This is a genomic window from Streptomyces sp. NPDC042371 (assembly GCF_056437465.1).
The window spans coordinates 570,188-585,724 of record NZ_JBWKAP010000001.1 but is presented as its reverse complement, the minus strand read 5'-3'; the positions used below and the strand labels follow the sequence as shown (position 1 = coordinate 585,724).

Genomic DNA, 15,537 nt, shown 5'->3' with positions numbered 1-15,537 from the left:
TAGGTGGTGACGTTCGCATGGCCGATCCCGCAGAGTACGACAAGGATATTCCTCGCGTTCAAGAGCATTTGCGTAAATTTGAACGCGCCTTTGGGAAGGTCCGCGGGACCCACAAGGGGCGCCCGGTGGACGAAATTCTGCAGGCCCTCCTGGAAGAATTCGAATCCGAGGGGTTGATCGTGTGGAGTGAAGTTGCGGATGACGCGGCTCGCCGCATTGCCGAAGAGCAGGCGGATGAGGCGTAAGGTCTCCCGCGCGTAGGCTGCATCGGCTTCGTAGGGTTGGGACAGCAAACCTGAGGCCTTGCACGTGGGGCTCCAAGGGAGCTTGACGGCAGTAGTTGACGGCAACGGCGGCGGACACCTGGTGTCCGCCGCCGTTGCCATACGTATTTCAGGGGTGGTCGAGGGCGCGGCCGAGGAGGTCGATGGCATCGCGCTGGAGGCGGAGTCGGACGTGAGCGTAGACGGTGGCGGTGACGCCAACGTGGGCGAGGCGGAGGGAACCGCAGGGCGATCACCCGCACGCTGTGGTGCAGGAGCGGGCGGGCTGGCTGCTCACCCACGACAGCGCGCATGGCGGCGACCACGTGGCAGGCGCGGCCATCCAGGTGTGGCACGCGGAGCGATCGAGGATCTCCGGCGGAGACAAGGCACAACTGGCTGTCGTCGCCGAACTCGCCAAGATCGCCGGTTGGTTACTGTTCGACGCGGCTCGCCCTGGAGAGGCGCGGGCGGACTGGACGGAATCCCTGCGTCTCGCGCATGCCGCCGGGGGCCGGACCCTGCAGTGGTTCGCCATGGGCCTGCTGGCCATGGAAGCCACGGAGAGCGGCCGCCCGGGCGAGGCACTCGCCCTCTGCGCCGCGCTCACCGGCCGTGGAATCCCGCCGCGGGTGGCCCTGCTCCTGGCGGAGCCCGCCCGCGCGGTGCCGCACTTCGCGCGGACCCGCGAAATGGTCGAGGCGATCGATCCGACGGGCCGCGGGGCGCTGTACTGCATCACGGCCGAGCTGGACGCTCTTGTACGTCTCGGGGCCTGGAGGGAAGCCGAAGGGCTACTCACCCGGCTGGGACCGCTCCTGCGCAATGTGACCTCGTCGCGCCATCGCAGGCGCCTTCGCGAGGTGCTGCGGTCCATTGTCCGTGGCGGGCCGCGGCGGTTGGCTGATGCCGCACGCGAGGTGGGTGGGTGGGCTGAGGGCAGGCTCTCTCCGAGGCCAAGGGACGCCAGGAGGGATCCCCTCCCCGCATGCGCGGGGACCATCCGACCACGGTGAGGTCCGCTGCGCGGGTGATGGGACCACCCCCGCACGTGCGGGGACCATGGACGGCTGTACACCGTCCTCGGTCAAGGACCGGGACCACCCCCGCACGCGCGGGGACCACCCGAACCCGACAGGGATCCCGTTGAGGAAGGTGGGACCACCCCCGCACCGCGGGGACCACAGTGGGCGACGTGCGTGTTTGTGGGCTGGGGTGTCCGTTTTTGCTTGCTACCCAAGATTCCGTCATGTAGGTGTGAATGGTGATTTAGGCATATGTGGACGCAAGCCCAGCCCTCCTCCATTCCCGTCAGCCGCCGAACCGTCGTCTCTTCGACGCCTTGCTCCAGCCCGAGCGAGGCGGTGACGGCTGTTTGTCAGCGGGGCGTGGGGCTGTGTGGGACGGGCGGTGGATCAGGGTCAGGCCTTCGTGGTCCACCGGGTGCCACGCGTGGTCGTGGGTTTTGAAGGTGAAGCCCTGTTCGGTGTCCGTTTGGTAGGCTAGGAGGGCGCGGCCCTGGCCGGAGTATTCGCGTACCTTTGCCCACAGGATGTCTCGTACGCGAGCGCTGGGGGCGCCCAGGAAGACGCCGGGGGAGATCTCCAGGAGCCAGCGGGTGAGGAACCCTCTGAGCCCGGAGGGGCAGTTGGCGAGCACGATGACCGTCACCAGATCGGCTCCTCGCTGCCGTAGTTCCGTCCGCCCTCCACGTGCCCGTCGCCGTCCGACTGCAAGGTCATGCGGTCTTCCTCGACGGCCTCCGTGGCCGTGGGAGGGGTGGTGTAGCCCAGCAAGCTTTTGATGTCGCGTACGCAGCGATCGAGCAGGTTCGTCTGGTTGATGCGGTCGCGCAGAGCCCTGCGCGTTCGGGACGCGACGTCCTCTGCCCCTTCCGCAGCCGCATCGAACGCCGCCGGGATCGCCAGCTCCGTCTTGTAGAGGTCGGCCACGTCGAGGACGAAAGTTCTTTCGTGGCCGGAGTGCACGAAGCCGAGGCCGGGGGAGCAGCCGAGGGCGGAGACGACGGAGTGGGCGACGCCGTACATGCACTGCGCCGCGGCTGTGACCGCTTGGTTGGGCGGATCGCCCGCCGAGAAGTCGTCACGGTGGTATTCGCGCCGCCGCCAGGGAACTCCGGTGCGGGCCGACTCACGGCGGTAGCACTCCTTGAGCCGACGCCCCTCCATGCTCAAGAGCTCTTGGCGGGAGTGGCCTGCGGGGCCCTCGTCGGGGAACCGGAGGCGGTACATCGCGCGGGCCACCTCCAGCCGGGTGCGTCGGTTCGCCCACACCGTGGCCTGGGCCTCGATCAGTCCTGATGAGCGGGTAAGGGCACGTCCGCCCGCGTAGAAGCGCACGCCGAGTTCGCCCACCCAGGCGGCACCGGCGCCGCACTCACCGAGCAGGGCCATGGCTTGGTGCGTGACGCACGTACCGGGGCCGAGGAGCAGGACGCCGATGGTTGCGGACGGGACATGGGTGACCCCGTCCGCGTCCGTCACAGTGATCGCGTTGTCGTCCCGGTGCACGGTGCACCGCTCCAGGTAGACGAAGGACAACCGGTCCCCGACCCGGGTGAGTTCGCGGGGCGTGGATGTCGGCCTGCGGCCCACGGTGCTCATTGCTTGCTCACCGGGGCGATCGTCATCAGCCCGCAGCCGTAGGCCTTGGCTTTGCCGAGGCCGTGGGTGAGGGTGCGGCGGAAGGTCTCCGGCTCGGTGATCCGCAGCCGACCGTCGAACGTCACTCGGGTGAGGCGGACGTCCTGACGGGTCCGCTCCGCCGGGGGCCGGTGGAACTGGAGCGGAGACTGGTCCCGGACGATCAGCTCGAATTCGTCGCCGAATTCCGTCAGTTGTCGTTCGGTGGCTTTGCGGACCACTTCGAATCCCGCCCGCTCCTGCCGCTCCAGCAGCCACCGCATCTGATGACGTGGTGTGCGATGCGCCGTGCGCCTGGTGCGGGCGCCTGGTTTGTCCTGCGGCAGGCGGATGTTGTGCACGGGGTTGGCCGCGAGCCTGAAACTCCAGGTGTCACCGGCCGTGAGTGCGTCGAGGAAGCTGCCGTAGGCGAAGGTGGCCCACCCGGGTTCGTTCAATGTCGGCCACCCGGCCTGCTCGACGAGATGGGTCAGGTCCGGCTGGTCGGGGCTGACGACGTAGAGCTTGATCTGCGACTGGTGGTCGCGGTCGATGCGCCAGAGTACGCGCGGCCCCTCACCGTCCCGTGCCGGTCGTACGGGGAACGCCGCGCTCACGGCGCCGTGCAGCAGGTGGGGTGAGCCGAGCAGCCGTCGGGCCCCGGAACGCGCGGTGTTGAAGCCGAAGCGGGTCAGATACATCAGTGGATCCTCGGGAGTCCAGATTCCGGTGGTGTCGTGTGCGTGGTCCAGGAGGGCTCGGGCGTCCCGTCGGCCGGCGGGAGCGTGCTGGTCGGGTCGTGAGGTGGGGGAGCCGGTGCGGAGGGGGCTGCGGGTGCGTGGGACCGGCCGGAGCGGATGCCGCGCAGGCCGTACTGACGGTGCCTGGGGTCGAAGCTCAGCGGGGTGTCCCGTACGGAGAAGTCGGGCGCTTCGGCCGGCAGGCAGTCGATCAGTATGTCCAGGGCCGGAGCCGCGGCAGGCGCAGCCGCGTGCCGCGTCCTCGCACGGGTCTGCCTGACGTACCAGTCGGAGGCCTGCCACGCGGTCTCGCTCAGCGCCTGCTCCAGCGCCACCTCCTGCGGCGGCCCGGTGGTGATGGGGCGCGAGGGCGGGCAGGACCGGCGGCCGAGGTACGGCAGGAAGTGCGGGGCGAGGAGCGCGTCGTAGAGCTGTTGGAGCAGGTGGGTGCCGCCTTCGACCCCTGCCAGGAAGACCGCGTCGGCAAGGTAGAACCGTTCGGACACCGGCATGGCCCGGCCGGTGTCGTCGTGGTGGGCTGTGTGGAAGTCCCGTAGCCGGGCACCGGGCTGGTCGATGCGTACGCCGAACCGGAGTGCCGCCAGGTCGGAAAGATCCTCTTCCCGGCTTCGGCCCAGGGCCCCGGCGAGCAGGCCGAGGACGCCGCTCTTGGTCGGGGCGTTCTCCGTGCTGCGCCGGGCGAACCGGGCCGCGGATCCCCACGATTGAAGAGGGCCCGCCAGCCGGAGTAGCAGCACGCTCATGTCGCCGACCTCGGCGTACCCAGTCGCTGCGCGATGGCGTCCTCGACGGCTGCCAGCAGGGCACTCAGGGTCACCTCGGTGCCCAGCGCCGTGAGCGCTCCGGTCTCCTCGCCGACGCGGAGAACCCATGTCTGCTGGCCCTCGGAGACCCCGTACTGGCGCTCAAGGCCGGGTACGTAGGTGGCGACGCGCTTGCAGCTCTCCCGGACGAAGCCACCCTCCGTGCCCTGGCGCACCGGTTCCTCGAACGCGCCGACGAAGCTGATGGGTCGCTTCTCGCGGAGCTTGACGACGACGGCAGCCGGGAGGGTGTGGTTGCCGAACGTGTTGATCTTTCCGGTCGGCAGGGAGGTGATGAATGCTTCGAGGAAGGCGCTCGCCGCCTTCTGTGTCGGCGTCGTCGGGTGTTCGTCCTCCTGGAGCCCGGTGCCGAGGTTGCGGTGGAGGTCGTCGATGTCGACAGCGGCATACCGGTAGAGCGTCGCCGAGTTGAAATCGATGGTGCCGATCATTCCGGCGCCGGATTCGTCGTCGGCGTTCCGGTCGTCCACCGCCGTGTAGTAGTCCGACTCGATCTCGGACGGGTGCACTCCGATCGCGTGGGCGACCTGCGTGGCTCCTTCGACATTGAGGTTCGGAGAGTCCGCGACCATACGCCCGAACAGCGCGATGTCCACGGAGTGACGACTGTCGACCGCCTCCTTGAGGCGCGCCTTGTACCCCTTGTGCTCCTTGTCCTTCAGGGCCTCCTTGAAGGCCTTGAGGTCGCCGCCTGGACTGAGCTCCAGAGCGAGCGCCGCCAGCGCGTCGAGTTGGCGGCCGCTGAGAAACATCAAGTACGAGGACTCTGGGCTCGGCTCGCGCTCTCCCGCCGCGTCGTCCTTCGCTCGCCGCTTCGGCACGCTGATCTTGGAGCCGGTGGCAGCCTGCATGACCTCGGCTGCCAGTTCCACGGCTGCGGATGCCGTCAACGAGGGTTCCAGCGCGGTGATGTGCTCGGCGAGAGCATCGGCGACCTTCTTCGTCCGTACGCCGAGCTCGGACGGCTGCAGCAGTTCGGCGAAGGCCTTGCGGGTGGCCCGTTTCCAGGCCTGGCTGGAGACGCGGGCCCGGCGGACCCCTCCGTAGACGGCGGACTTGGGAGTGCCGGTGTCGTCGCGATTCAGGTTGCTCGGCGGCACGGACTGCAGAATGTGGATGTCAAGAATGGTGCGTGTCAACGGGAATCCCCCTTGGCGTGCCAACAGGTGGTGCAACAGAGCTCAGTTGTGGGCGCCGGACAGATGGAAGTCACGGCCCCAGGTGCGGCGGACCTCGGCCCGCCGGGACGTTTCCTGCCAGTCGGAGAGCTGGTCGGCCAGGCGGGCGTAGTCGAGCGGGATCTGTGCTCCCCGGAGCAGGAGCACCACCTCGCGGAGCCTCACTCCGAGCATTTCGAACGACGTCGAGGTGCCGATCCGGACGAACCTCTTGCGAAGGGTCTCGCTCAGTTCCCCGTCCAACTTCGTGTCGGCGGCGGCCTCGGCCTCCGGGTCTGCCGCGGCAGGGTGCGCCTGTGCCAGGTACCGGACCGATCTGCCCAGACCCCAGTCGTGCCCGTGCATGCTGGCGTCCCGAATGGACTGCTGGTGAAGGGCCCACAAGGTGATCGCGAGGAACACGGCCCTTTCCTCGGCGAGTTCGCGTCGCTCACCCCACCGGCGGGCGTCGGCAGAGTAGAACTTCGCCGATGCGACGTCCCCGGACTCGGCCCCACCAGCGAGGTCGTGCTCCGCCCGGACGGAGTTCAGCTCCTCCAGCCCGTCGGTTCCCCAGCACTCGGGGGCCTCGTGCGCGGCCTTGCCGACTCCCCGCCGCAGACGCGCCAGTGCCGCCACGGCGCTTGAGTTGTCCTGCCGGTACAGGGCCTGAAGTCGGCTGATGCAGCGGTCGGTCGCGCGCCCGGGGGCCTTCAGGGAGGGACGGCGCATGCCGCCGACGTTTGGAGACCCCTTCGGTCCGTTCGGCCCGTTCGGTCCGCTCTCCGGCGATGACGACGTGACGGTGCTCATTCGGCTACCTCGTCCGATTCTCGTTGCGATCGCGGAAGTACCTGGTTCAGCCGCCGCCGGAACCATTGCTCCGCGCGTGCGTCATTGATCCAGTGGCGCCCCGAGCCGGGGACGTCGGTGACTCGTCCCTCGGACGCTACGGGTCCCGCGGAGTCGAGCAGCCGCAGGCCGAGCCCCATGACCTGTTCCCGGACACTCGCCTGCCAGAGTTTCCGGGCCGCGTGCGGATCAACGCCTGGACGCAGTCCGGCGAGCCACTTCCGGTACGGCCCGTCGAGCGCTCCGAATCCGAGGTCGCGAGCGGTGTCGCTTGCCGGTTCGGGATTCGAGCCGATGGCACGCGCCAGATTCCCGGCCAACTGCCCCAGCGCCGCCACCGCGCCCTGCGCGTCGTGCACCGCATCGACCGCGGTGGCGCCGAAGGCCGGGTTCTCCTCGTGCAGGAGGACCACGGGCAGGACCACCGAGTCGTCCACGACCTCGTCCACGACGGACTGCTGGGTGCCGTACACCGCGCCCACGAGCCGCACCCGGATCAGTGACTGCTGCTCGATCACGCCCTCCGTGGCGAGCATCGAGCACCAGGAGACGATCCCGGCAGGGAGTGATTCGGCGGTGCCGCGTCCGGTGTCCTCCGTGTCCGTGCGTCGTGCGGGGAGCAGAGCGCCGAGTCCTCGCCAGGCGGCCCGGCTCGGATCGTGCTGGCGTGGCATGTAGACCAGCGGCTGCCCCTGCTTCTTCTCCTGCGCCGGGCTGCGCCGCCAGCCGGACATGGGCTCCAGCTTCCAGGGCGCGTGCGGGGTCAGCGGATCCCCGTACCCGAGGACGACACCCGTCACATCCGAGGCATCGAGGTGCAGGCGCAGCCGTCGCGACTGCCAGGTGTAGAGGTCGCGCAGTCCGACGGGGCCGCTGACGAGCCGCTGTTCGTCGGCGGCTGCTGTGGACGGTGGACGGCGCCAGACCGGCAGATCGTCCCTCTGTTGCTCGACCTGCCGCTCGACCCGTTGTTCGACCCTTTGTTCGACAATGCCTTCGTCGAAGGCGATCAGATTCAGGAGCAGGGTCTGCTGCAGGGTGGTGCCCTCGGCGAAGATGCCACCGAGGTTGCCGACGGAACCGACACCGAGCGGATATACCTTGCCGGACCTGGCCCTTGGGTCGCCCACCATCCCGGACTTGATCCCTGAGGGGTCGTAGGCATGTGCATGGACGAGCCAGCGTGCGGCCTCGGCGTAGGAAAGGCGGTCGACGCCGGGGCTGCGCATGGTGAAGAACGGCTCCCCGTTCGGCACGTCGGCGACGAGCCGGTTGAGGGAGGCTATTTCGTCCTTCGCCGTACTCAGGCCCGCCACTTGGTAGAAGGGCGCGTCCGGGTGGAAGAGGTCGAAGCGGTCGCGATGCCGGTCGAGGTAGCCGGAGACCTCCGCGAAAGGGTCGTCCGACTCCCACAGTTCCGCCCAGTCGTCGAGCTCCGCCGGGCCGTCGACCGCATCGTGCACGATGGCCAGCAACAGCCGCAGGAGGGCGAAGTCCTGTGTCGGCAGGTCGCCCATGAGGCGACGTACCTCCCGGGCCTGGGCGAAGAGCTCCAGAAGCGACAGCTCGTCCGTACTCCCGTCGAGGCGCTGGACCGGTAACCAGGCAGACGTCACGAGGTTGAAAGAGGGCGGATCCGGGGGAGCGGCCGACACCGGTGGCATGGGGCTCAGCTCCTTGCCGGGAGCGGAGGGTGGGGCAACTGCGTACGTTGCCGGATCATGGTCGTCCTCCTTCGTGTGCTCGGTTCCGCTTGACGGCGCGGTTGTGGTTGCGGCTGCGGCGCGCGGTGCCTTGGAGTTGTCGCTCACACGCAGCCCGTCGGCACTGCTGTACCTGAGGTCGTAGCCTCCCAGGCGGGTCTGACAATCCGCGTCCAGGATCATCACTAACTCGCCTGCGAGCCAAGGGCATTCCTTCACCTGCCAGGCAGGGACGAGGAAGCCCTCCAGCTCGTCGATGGTCCGGTCGATCGCCCCGCGATGGGAGAACAGTCGGGGCAGCGTGATCGCACTCGATGCCACAGCTTGGGCGGCACGCCGGTTGGGGGCGAAGTCCGTCGGCAGCGGCAGACCGCCTCGCCCGCGTGTCAGCCAGGGCACTGTGGCGAGCGTGCCGTCACGGAGCCGCTGGACCACCAGCACCTCCAGACCTTCCTCGCTGTCACGGACCTGGGCCCTGCCGTCCCGGTTGTCGTCGGCGTCGCCGGCGTTGGCCCCGAGCCAGCCGTAGATCGGACGCCCGGCTCGTCTGACGGGTCCGAGCAGAAATGCCTCCGCCTTCAGGCGCTTGTCCGCGAGAAGCCGGAAGTGGTCGGTCCGCGCCGTGTCCAAGGGCCCTGCCCACTGCGACGGGCCGACCGCTGCCTCTCCGTAGGCCGCCTGCACGAGTGGGCTGATGTGGTCGGGAAGCACCAGCGGCTCGCCGTCGAGGTGGGGCCCGAGCACGGCCAAGGAACGCAGCAGGGCATGTCGCCGGTAGATGAACTCCGATCCGGGCGCGGGCAGGGGAGGGCCCGACTCCCATCCGGCGCCGGTCACGAGGCAGCGTGCCTGAGCCAACCTCCGTGGACGTTGCCGCGGGTGCCGGTGCAGGCGGCCCATCCGCTGGAGCATCAGGTCCACCGGCGCCAAGTCGCTGACCAGCAGGTCGAAGTCCACGTCGAGGGACTGCTCGATCACCTGGCTGGCGACCACGATGTGTGGCCCTGTGGGTCGTTTCCCGGGCGGTCCGATTCCGGGCGGCCCGTTCCCGTGTGGTCCGGTCCCGTGTGGTCCGGTCCCGTGCGGTCCGGTCCCGTGCGGTCCGAAGGAGTCGCGCAGTTCGGCATCCCGGGTGGCCCGGTCGGCGGCCAGAAAGCGGGAGTGGGTGACGGTCACGTTCTCCGCGCCGAACCGGCTGCGCAGCGCGTCTGCCGTGTCCAGCACCCGCTGGACGGTGTTCCGTACGACCAGCGCGCAGCCGCCGTCTTGTAGCTCGTACGCCATACGGTCGGCGAGGCGATCAAGGTCGTCGTCCAGGCGTTCGAGCGCCACCTCGGTGCGGCGCTCCGGAGAGATGGGAGGCCGTGCAGAGCGGACCCGGACCCCTGGGGAAACGGCGGTGATCAGTGGGTACGCGGCAGGATCGCGCTCAACATCGGTGTCCGCGAGGGTTGTTCCCGCGTAACTGGCCGCGAGCGCTTGTCTGCGGTCCGCCGGGAGGGTTGCGGAGAGCATGATCACTGGTACGCGGTACGCGGCGAGCCATTCCAGGACGCGGTCGAGATAGCGGCCCATGTAGGCGTCGTACGCGTGCACCTCGTCGATGACGACGACCTTGCCCGCCACGGCCAGATGTCTCAGTGCCAAGTGTCGGCTCTTGAGACCGGCGAAGAGCACCTGGTCGATGGTTCCCACCGCGAATGAGGCGAGCAAGGACTTCTTCCGACCGCGCAGCCATTGATGAGCCTGTAGCCCGGCAGGTTCGGAACGAGGGGACCGTACGGAACTCAACTGCTGTGATCGGTCGGGCTCGACCGCGGCGATGGTCCGATGCCCGCGTCGCATGAGTCCGGACCAGAGCTCATCGAGCGAGGCCTTCGCGTGTGCGAGTACGACAGACCACGAGCCGTTCGACGGCTGCCGATCGAGCCAATGCAACAACCGCGGAAACATGGCATCTCCAGTGGCGCGGGTAGGCAGCGCCACGAGACATCCACCGGCTCCACTTCTCGCGGCAAGGATCTCCGCCGCCGCGAATGCCGCCTCGGTTTTCCCCTCTCCCATAGGGGCTTCGATCATCAATAGACCGGGGGATTCCATTTCGCGTGCCATGCGAACGGCTTCTACCTGGACTGGTCGGATCCGCGCCCCGACAGGCAGATCGAATCGCTCTGCGAAGAGAGCTTCGGCGGATGCGGATTGGTCCGGTTCTTCGGGCGCCCACGGGCCAGGGAGATCCAATCCCTCCCAAGCCGCTCTTAGTCGACGCGCCTCGCCGACCGAGCCGATTGGCAGCCAGGAGGCCGGATCGTACGGAAACAGTTCGGCAGAGCTGGCTATCCAATCCGAGAGGATCACTATCGCCGTCAGGAGGACCTGCACCGGCTGTGTCAGCCGTACCTCTTTCCATGCGTCCAACCGCTCATTGATGCCAGCCAGTTCGGCGCATCCGTCCATCAACTCGTACTGCACGCGGCGCCAAGTATTCTCGGCATCGCCCGTGGGACGGAGCAGCCACGGGCGGAGCTGAAGATCGTGAATCTGCTGGTGCTCGGGCGGCGTACCGTGGTGCCCGCCCACGACGACCGCGAACTGCCCGGACACCCGCGCGCTCATGCCGTAGCGCTCACCGAGCCATTCCTGAAGAAGCAGCTGCCCGGCGAGCCCGTGCGGGGCCATGCGGCGATCGGTTCCGAACTGCTCGACAGTGGGCATCTCGAGGCCGACATCGCGCATCCGGTCCGCGAGCGAATCGACCTGACAGGCGAATGCGCAGGTCGCCTTGCCGGTGTCATGAGCTCCCGCTAGGAACACCACGAGTCGCCGCGCGTCGTCCTCGTTGCCCGAAAGGGCTTCTGTGACGAGGCATTTGATGTTGGCAGGCAGCCATTCGTCCCACAGCTTCCCCGCCACGGCGGAGCTGTCGGCCATGTGTCTCCAGAGTGGGAGATAGCCGCTGTTGTTCTGGTCATGCTTCGCCCATGCGGTGCGGGCGGCCGCGGAAAGGTGAAGGAAGGGCGCTCCGCCTGCCGGTGGTGTTCGCATCACAGGTACATGAGACATGTCCTTGCCCTCGCAGAGGCGGTATTTGTGCAAGGAGAGGGGATCGCGGTGGGCGGTGTAGTAAGGCGCAGGCAATGGCCGACTACAGTCGACCAACCGCGTCTGTCCGCTCATGGAACGGGCGGCCGGTGCCGGGCACTGCTTGACACCGACCGCAGCGGAACCGTCGTTAGGCCTGGCATCCGTTCAATTTCGGCGGCGCAACCGCCAGAACGACGATGACCACGACCACGACCACTACGGCGCCCCATACCCAGGGATTAGGGGGCGTACGGAGAAGGCGCGGCGGGGCAGGCGGCGAGGAGTGCGGCGAGCAGTGTGTAAGCGGAGCTGGGTGGTGTGGGTGGGCCGTCTGAGCTGTGGTGTGAGGGTAATGCCATGAGCCAGTTCCTAACGATCACTAGGTGGCTGGGGACAGGCCGGGCCCGCTCTCCTCGTGGGGCGAGGAGGCACAGCGGGTCCGGCCGTTGTGCGGTGGGCCGCTGTGGGGTGGGCCGCTGTGGGGCTGGCCGTGTATCAGGCTTCCATGCGGGTCCTGTGGTCGGCTGGGCACCGGCCAACTTCGAGGGCGTAATTGATGTACGCCTCGCGACTTCGACGTACCTTCGTACCTTCCGCGACCTCCAGTTGAGGAGACGGAGGTTTCAGTGAGTCACGTCGTTTGATGCTCAGGCATGGCGGCTCCCGGGCCTTGGCGGCTGAAGCCCCGCACGAGCGGGGACCACGTAACCCTTCGCGATCTCCAGGGGGCATCCCCGCATGCGCGGGGACCACTCCAACGCCGTCGTGGGCGGAGGCCTGTTCGGGGGACCAACCCCGCATGCGCGGGCCCCCAGTCCGGCAGGGCATGCTGCCAGGCCTGGGGACCAACCCTGCATGCGCGGGGACCACAACCGTTTTGTAACCCACCCCCTTCGCCTACCGGGACCAACCCCGCATGCGCGGGGGCCACAAGTCTGTTCCCTATGGGGTGACGATGATTCCGGGACCAACCCCGCATGCGCGGGGACCACGGCGAAGTGCCAGGCGTGCTGCGAGCCGTCCGGGGGACCAACCCCGCATGCGCGGGGACCACGGCGCCGAGATCCTCGGCCTGCGTGCCGAACAGGGACCAACCCCGCATGCGCGGGGACCACAACTCACCGAGCCGTGGAAGTCGACGGGGACCAACCCCGCATGCGCGGGGACCCCCCGGCCCACTGGCGTTGATCAGCATCGCGGGACCAACCCCGCATGCGCGGGGACCACTCAGACCCCAACGCCCCCGCCACCACGGGGGCGGGACCAACCCCGCATGCGCGGGGACCACCTCGCGGTGGGGGCCAGCCTCGGGGAACGCGCGGGACCAACCCCGCATGCGCGGGGACCACCTCTGCGCCGCCCAGGACGACGAACACCAGGCGGGACCAACCCCGCATGCGCGGGGACCACTGCTCCTGGGGCTGGCCGCCGTTGCACTGTCCGGGACCAACCCCGCATGCGCGGGGACCACTGCTTCTCGTCCTGGTCGGCCATGCGGCTCATGGGACCAACCCCGCATGCGCGGGGACCACGGACAGATGCCGCGCGACGGGCTTGCCTTCGCGGGACCAACCCCGCATGCGCGGGGACCACCCGACGATCAAGCCGAGGAACTTCAGATCTGGGGGACCAACCCCGCATGCGCGGGGACCACGACGATCGCGAGCGCATGCACTCGCTGCGGAAGGGACCAACCCCGCATGCGCGGGGACCACCGACTTGAGGCAGTGGTGGGCGTGGTCGCTGTGGGACCAACCTCGCATGCGCGGGGACCACAGCCCGGGCCGTCCGCCGACCTTGATGAGGAAGGGACCAACCCCGCATGCGCGGGGACCACCCCCACGTGTGCCGGTGGTCCTGTGCGGCCCGGGGACCAACCCCGCATGCGCGGGGACCACCCTTCGCCACGAACCCGGCCATGAAACGGGCCGGGACCAACCCCGCATGCGCGGGGACCACAGCACGGCCCGCCGCTCCTTCTCTGCCCGCCGGGGACCAACCCCGCATGCGCGGGGACCACTTCCGGTACAGCTCGACTCCGATGTCGTGGTAGGGACCAACCCCGCATGCGCGGGGACCACGCCATTGTCCGTCGGCCCGAGAATCGTGACGTGGGACCAACCCCGCATGCGCGGGGACCACCGCGCTTGTAGCAGTCCAGGATGGCGGTGCGAAGGACCAACCCCGCATGCGCGGGGACCACCGGGTACGCCGTGACCTGGTTGTCCAGGTGCGTGGGACCAACCCCGCATGCGCGGGGACCACGAGATGGGCAAGGCCACCGCGCTGAACGAGGAGGGACCAACCCCGCATGCGCGGGGACCACGCCCCCCCCCAACCGGCGGGCCGCACTTTTGAGGGACCAACCCCGCATGCGCGGGGACCACGTCGGCTGCATCGAGCCGAGCTTCCCCGTCCCGGGACCAACCCCGCATGCGCGGGGACCACCTGGTCACGGCGGGCAACTCCGCGGCGGTGACGGGACCAACCCCGCATGCGCGGGGACCACCGGCACGGCACACAGAGCGCATGGCCAAGGGCGGGACCAACCCCGCATGCGCGGGGACCACGCCCTCGACGGACTCGTACAGGGCACGGCGCAGGGACCAACCCCGCATGCGCGGGGACCACGGCGAAGCTCATGGCCCGGCCGATCTCGTGGGGGGACCAACCCCGCATGCGCGGGGACCACAGGGAGCGACCTGGGCTTTTACGGGCTGAGGAGGTCGATTTTACTTACTAGCGTGGAAATCGACATTTAGGTCATCTGCCTTCAGATGGCGTAACTAAGAGGATGTCTTGATGCCGCGCGGCCACCAGGGCGCAGCTTGGGAAAGACTCTAGGGCAACGACCGTATCGAGTAGGGCCACGCGGGCGCCGTCCCCGACGATCTGGTCCGCATTGCCGACGCCCCTGGTATCCCGCTTAGGGAGCTCGTCCAGTGGGGGAGGCCCGGCCGTGGGGCCGAGCCTCCCTTTAGCGGCGAGGTCCGAGGCGGCTCAGGTCGCCAGTCCGCCTTCACGCCAGTACGGGTTGTCCAGGATCGTGTTCTGCCTGTGCACGATCGCGGCGGTGTGCGCGGGGGTCGGTCCGAGGGGTGTGCAGAGCGGGCAGATGCTGGTGCCCGCCGAGCTGTGGATGGTGCGAAGTGGTGGCCCCTGGTGTGCCGAGCAGATCGGGCCGCTCGTCAATGAGCGGGAGTTGTCGTGCGGCGCCTGCCGGGTGTCGCGGGTCTCGCCGCCCGGGTCAGGCTGTGGCGTCTGCCGCGGCGGCTTCGAGCTCGTCCGCGTTCGCCCGGAACTCGTCGAATTCACCCGCGATCACCCCGTCGAAGAACTTGCTGATCTCCACCCGGCTCATGAGCAGCACCGGGGCGGCCGGGTCCTTGTCGTCGCTGATGGCGACCATGCGCGTGCCGTCGGGGATGCTGTGGTGCGGGTGGTCCTGGGCGGGCGGCGCGGCTGCGAGGATCACGCAGTCCTTCAGGGTCGGGTTGAGGTCGGTGTGGCCCGCCTTGCGCCAGGCGAGCCTCGGTGCGGTCCAGTTGTCGTAGGGGATCGTGGTCCGGGCGTTGGTGAGCGTGCCCATCGGGTGCCTCCTGTCGGGATGGTCCCTGGCCTGGCCAGGGCAGGGTTGCCCGCCGCGTGCGTGGCGGGAGTTCAGGGGGCGGATGGTCAGTCCGCTGACGGAGTGCTGGGCGACGCGAGGGCTCGGGCCTGGGCCCGCGCCGCCTTCAGGGCTGCGCTCTCCTCGGTACGCCGGTCCGGGCAGAAGCACGGGCAGCCTTCCGTGATGCCTGCGACGAGCCGTTCGCCCTCGACGCCGACCGAGGTGACCTCGTGGCAGTGGTGGGCGTCCTTGTTGCCTCGCAGCAGGGCGTGCAGGCACGGAGGGCATGGAACGAGCACCAGCCGGGGGCAGCGGACGTGCACCACTCCGGGCACGGGAGGTCCGGAGGTGGTCTCGACCAGGCCCTTCTCGTGGGATTCGCCCTCGCGAATCGTGTGTCGGCACCTGATGCACTTCAGTGGGATGTCCAGCGGCGTCATGATGCCTCCTGCGGCGGCGAGGCCGGGTCGGTGGCTGTCACGGTTCGCGGGAGGGCGGAGCGGGTGGCCCGGTGTGCGCGGCGCAGTCGCTCGCCCGTCTCGCAGTAGTTCTCGACCCGGCAGGGGGCGCAGCCGTCGAAGTGGGCGAGGAGACCCTCGTACGCCTGCTGCGCCTGCCGTTCCTCGGGGGGCGTCTCCACG

The 15,537-nt window shown here is 68.9% G+C and carries 12 protein-coding genes and 1 CRISPR repeat array; of the genes, 2 read left to right on the top strand and 10 right to left on the bottom strand.

The annotated features are described in order from the left end of the window. Window positions 1-17: 17 nt before the first annotated feature. Entirely contained in the window at window positions 18-245 is a 228-nt protein-coding gene (locus AC068B_RS02605) for a hypothetical protein (protein WP_478668512.1), read from the top strand. A gap of 284 nt (window positions 246-529) precedes the next feature. After that, on the top strand, window positions 530-1,279 hold the full coding sequence (locus AC068B_RS02600) for a hypothetical protein (RefSeq protein WP_478668510.1): 750 nt from the start codon (window positions 530-532) through the stop codon (window positions 1,277-1,279). A gap of 295 nt (window positions 1,280-1,574) precedes the next feature. Here AC068B_RS02600 and cas2e read toward each other — a convergent pair whose 3' ends face one another. The 10 genes from cas2e to AC068B_RS02550 form a co-directional block, all read right to left on the bottom strand. After that, entirely contained in the window at window positions 1,575-1,934 is a 360-nt protein-coding gene (gene cas2e, locus AC068B_RS02595) for a type I-E CRISPR-associated endoribonuclease Cas2e (RefSeq protein ID WP_478668509.1), read from the bottom strand. Next, window positions 1,931-2,887: a type I-E CRISPR-associated endonuclease Cas1e gene (gene cas1e, locus AC068B_RS02590; RefSeq protein ID WP_478668508.1), complete on the bottom strand. Its 957-nt coding sequence runs from the start codon at window positions 2,885-2,887 to the stop codon at window positions 1,931-1,933. The genes cas2e and cas1e overlap by 4 nt, the downstream gene beginning before the upstream one ends. Next, window positions 2,884-3,606 (bottom strand): type I-E CRISPR-associated protein Cas6/Cse3/CasE, encoded by a 723-nt coding sequence (cas6e, locus tag AC068B_RS02585; protein ID WP_478668506.1) that lies wholly within the window; start codon window positions 3,604-3,606, stop codon window positions 2,884-2,886. The genes cas1e and cas6e overlap by 4 nt, the downstream gene beginning before the upstream one ends. Then, on the bottom strand, window positions 3,606-4,409 hold the full coding sequence (gene cas5e, locus AC068B_RS02580; RefSeq protein WP_478668505.1) for a type I-E CRISPR-associated protein Cas5/CasD: 804 nt from the start codon (window positions 4,407-4,409) through the stop codon (window positions 3,606-3,608). Before cas5e ends, cas6e begins: the two co-directional genes overlap by 1 nt. After that, window positions 4,406-5,629 (bottom strand): type I-E CRISPR-associated protein Cas7/Cse4/CasC, encoded by a 1,224-nt coding sequence (cas7e, locus tag AC068B_RS02575; RefSeq protein WP_478668504.1) that lies wholly within the window; start codon window positions 5,627-5,629, stop codon window positions 4,406-4,408. Before cas7e ends, cas5e begins: the two co-directional genes overlap by 4 nt. 42 nt (window positions 5,630-5,671) lie before the next feature. Then, on the bottom strand, window positions 5,672-6,379 hold the full coding sequence (gene casB, locus AC068B_RS02570; RefSeq protein ID WP_478668502.1) for a type I-E CRISPR-associated protein Cse2/CasB: 708 nt from the start codon (window positions 6,377-6,379) through the stop codon (window positions 5,672-5,674). A gap of 77 nt (window positions 6,380-6,456) precedes the next feature. Beyond that, window positions 6,457-11,247 (bottom strand): type I-E CRISPR-associated protein Cse1/CasA, encoded by a 4,791-nt coding sequence (gene casA / locus AC068B_RS02565; protein ID WP_478668501.1) that lies wholly within the window; start codon window positions 11,245-11,247, stop codon window positions 6,457-6,459. A 763-nt stretch (window positions 11,248-12,010) separates the two neighbouring features. Continuing rightward, window positions 12,011-13,978: a CRISPR direct-repeat array (repeat unit 29 nt; unit sequence GGGACCAACCCCGCATGCGCGGGGACCAC). Window positions 13,979-14,533: 555 nt separating this feature from the next. Further along, window positions 14,534-14,875 carry a DUF397 domain-containing protein gene (locus tag AC068B_RS02560; RefSeq protein WP_478668500.1) on the bottom strand — a complete coding sequence of 114 codons (342 nt, stop codon included), beginning with the start codon at window positions 14,873-14,875 and terminating at the stop codon, window positions 14,534-14,536. An 86-nt stretch (window positions 14,876-14,961) separates the two neighbouring features. Next, on the bottom strand, window positions 14,962-15,336 hold the full coding sequence (locus tag AC068B_RS02555) for a hypothetical protein (RefSeq protein WP_478668498.1): 375 nt from the start codon (window positions 15,334-15,336) through the stop codon (window positions 14,962-14,964). Continuing rightward, a complete protein-coding gene (locus AC068B_RS02550; RefSeq protein WP_478668497.1) occupies window positions 15,333-15,536 on the bottom strand; it encodes a hypothetical protein in 204 nt (67 codons plus the stop codon). Before AC068B_RS02550 ends, AC068B_RS02555 begins: the two co-directional genes overlap by 4 nt. Between the last annotated feature and the right edge of the window lies 1 nt (window position 15,537).

Coding starts and splice junctions, on each gene's coding strand:
- AC068B_RS02605 (WP_478668512.1), top strand. CDS start 18: ATGGCCGATCCCGCAGAGTACGACAAGGATATTCCTCGCGTTCAAGAG.
- cas1e (WP_478668508.1), bottom strand. CDS start 2,887: ATGAGCACCGTGGGCCGCAGGCCGACATCCACGCCCCGCGAACTCACC.
- cas6e (WP_478668506.1), bottom strand. CDS start 3,606: ATGTATCTGACCCGCTTCGGCTTCAACACCGCGCGTTCCGGGGCCCGA.
- cas5e (WP_478668505.1), bottom strand. CDS start 4,409: ATGAGCGTGCTGCTACTCCGGCTGGCGGGCCCTCTTCAATCGTGGGGA.
- casB (WP_478668502.1), bottom strand. CDS start 6,379: ATGCGCCGTCCCTCCCTGAAGGCCCCCGGGCGCGCGACCGACCGCTGC.
- casA (WP_478668501.1), bottom strand. CDS start 11,247: ATGCGAACACCACCGGCAGGCGGAGCGCCCTTCCTTCACCTTTCCGCG.
- AC068B_RS02560 (WP_478668500.1), bottom strand. CDS start 14,875: ATGGGCACGCTCACCAACGCCCGGACCACGATCCCCTACGACAACTGG.
- AC068B_RS02555 (WP_478668498.1), bottom strand. CDS start 15,336: ATGACGCCGCTGGACATCCCACTGAAGTGCATCAGGTGCCGACACACG.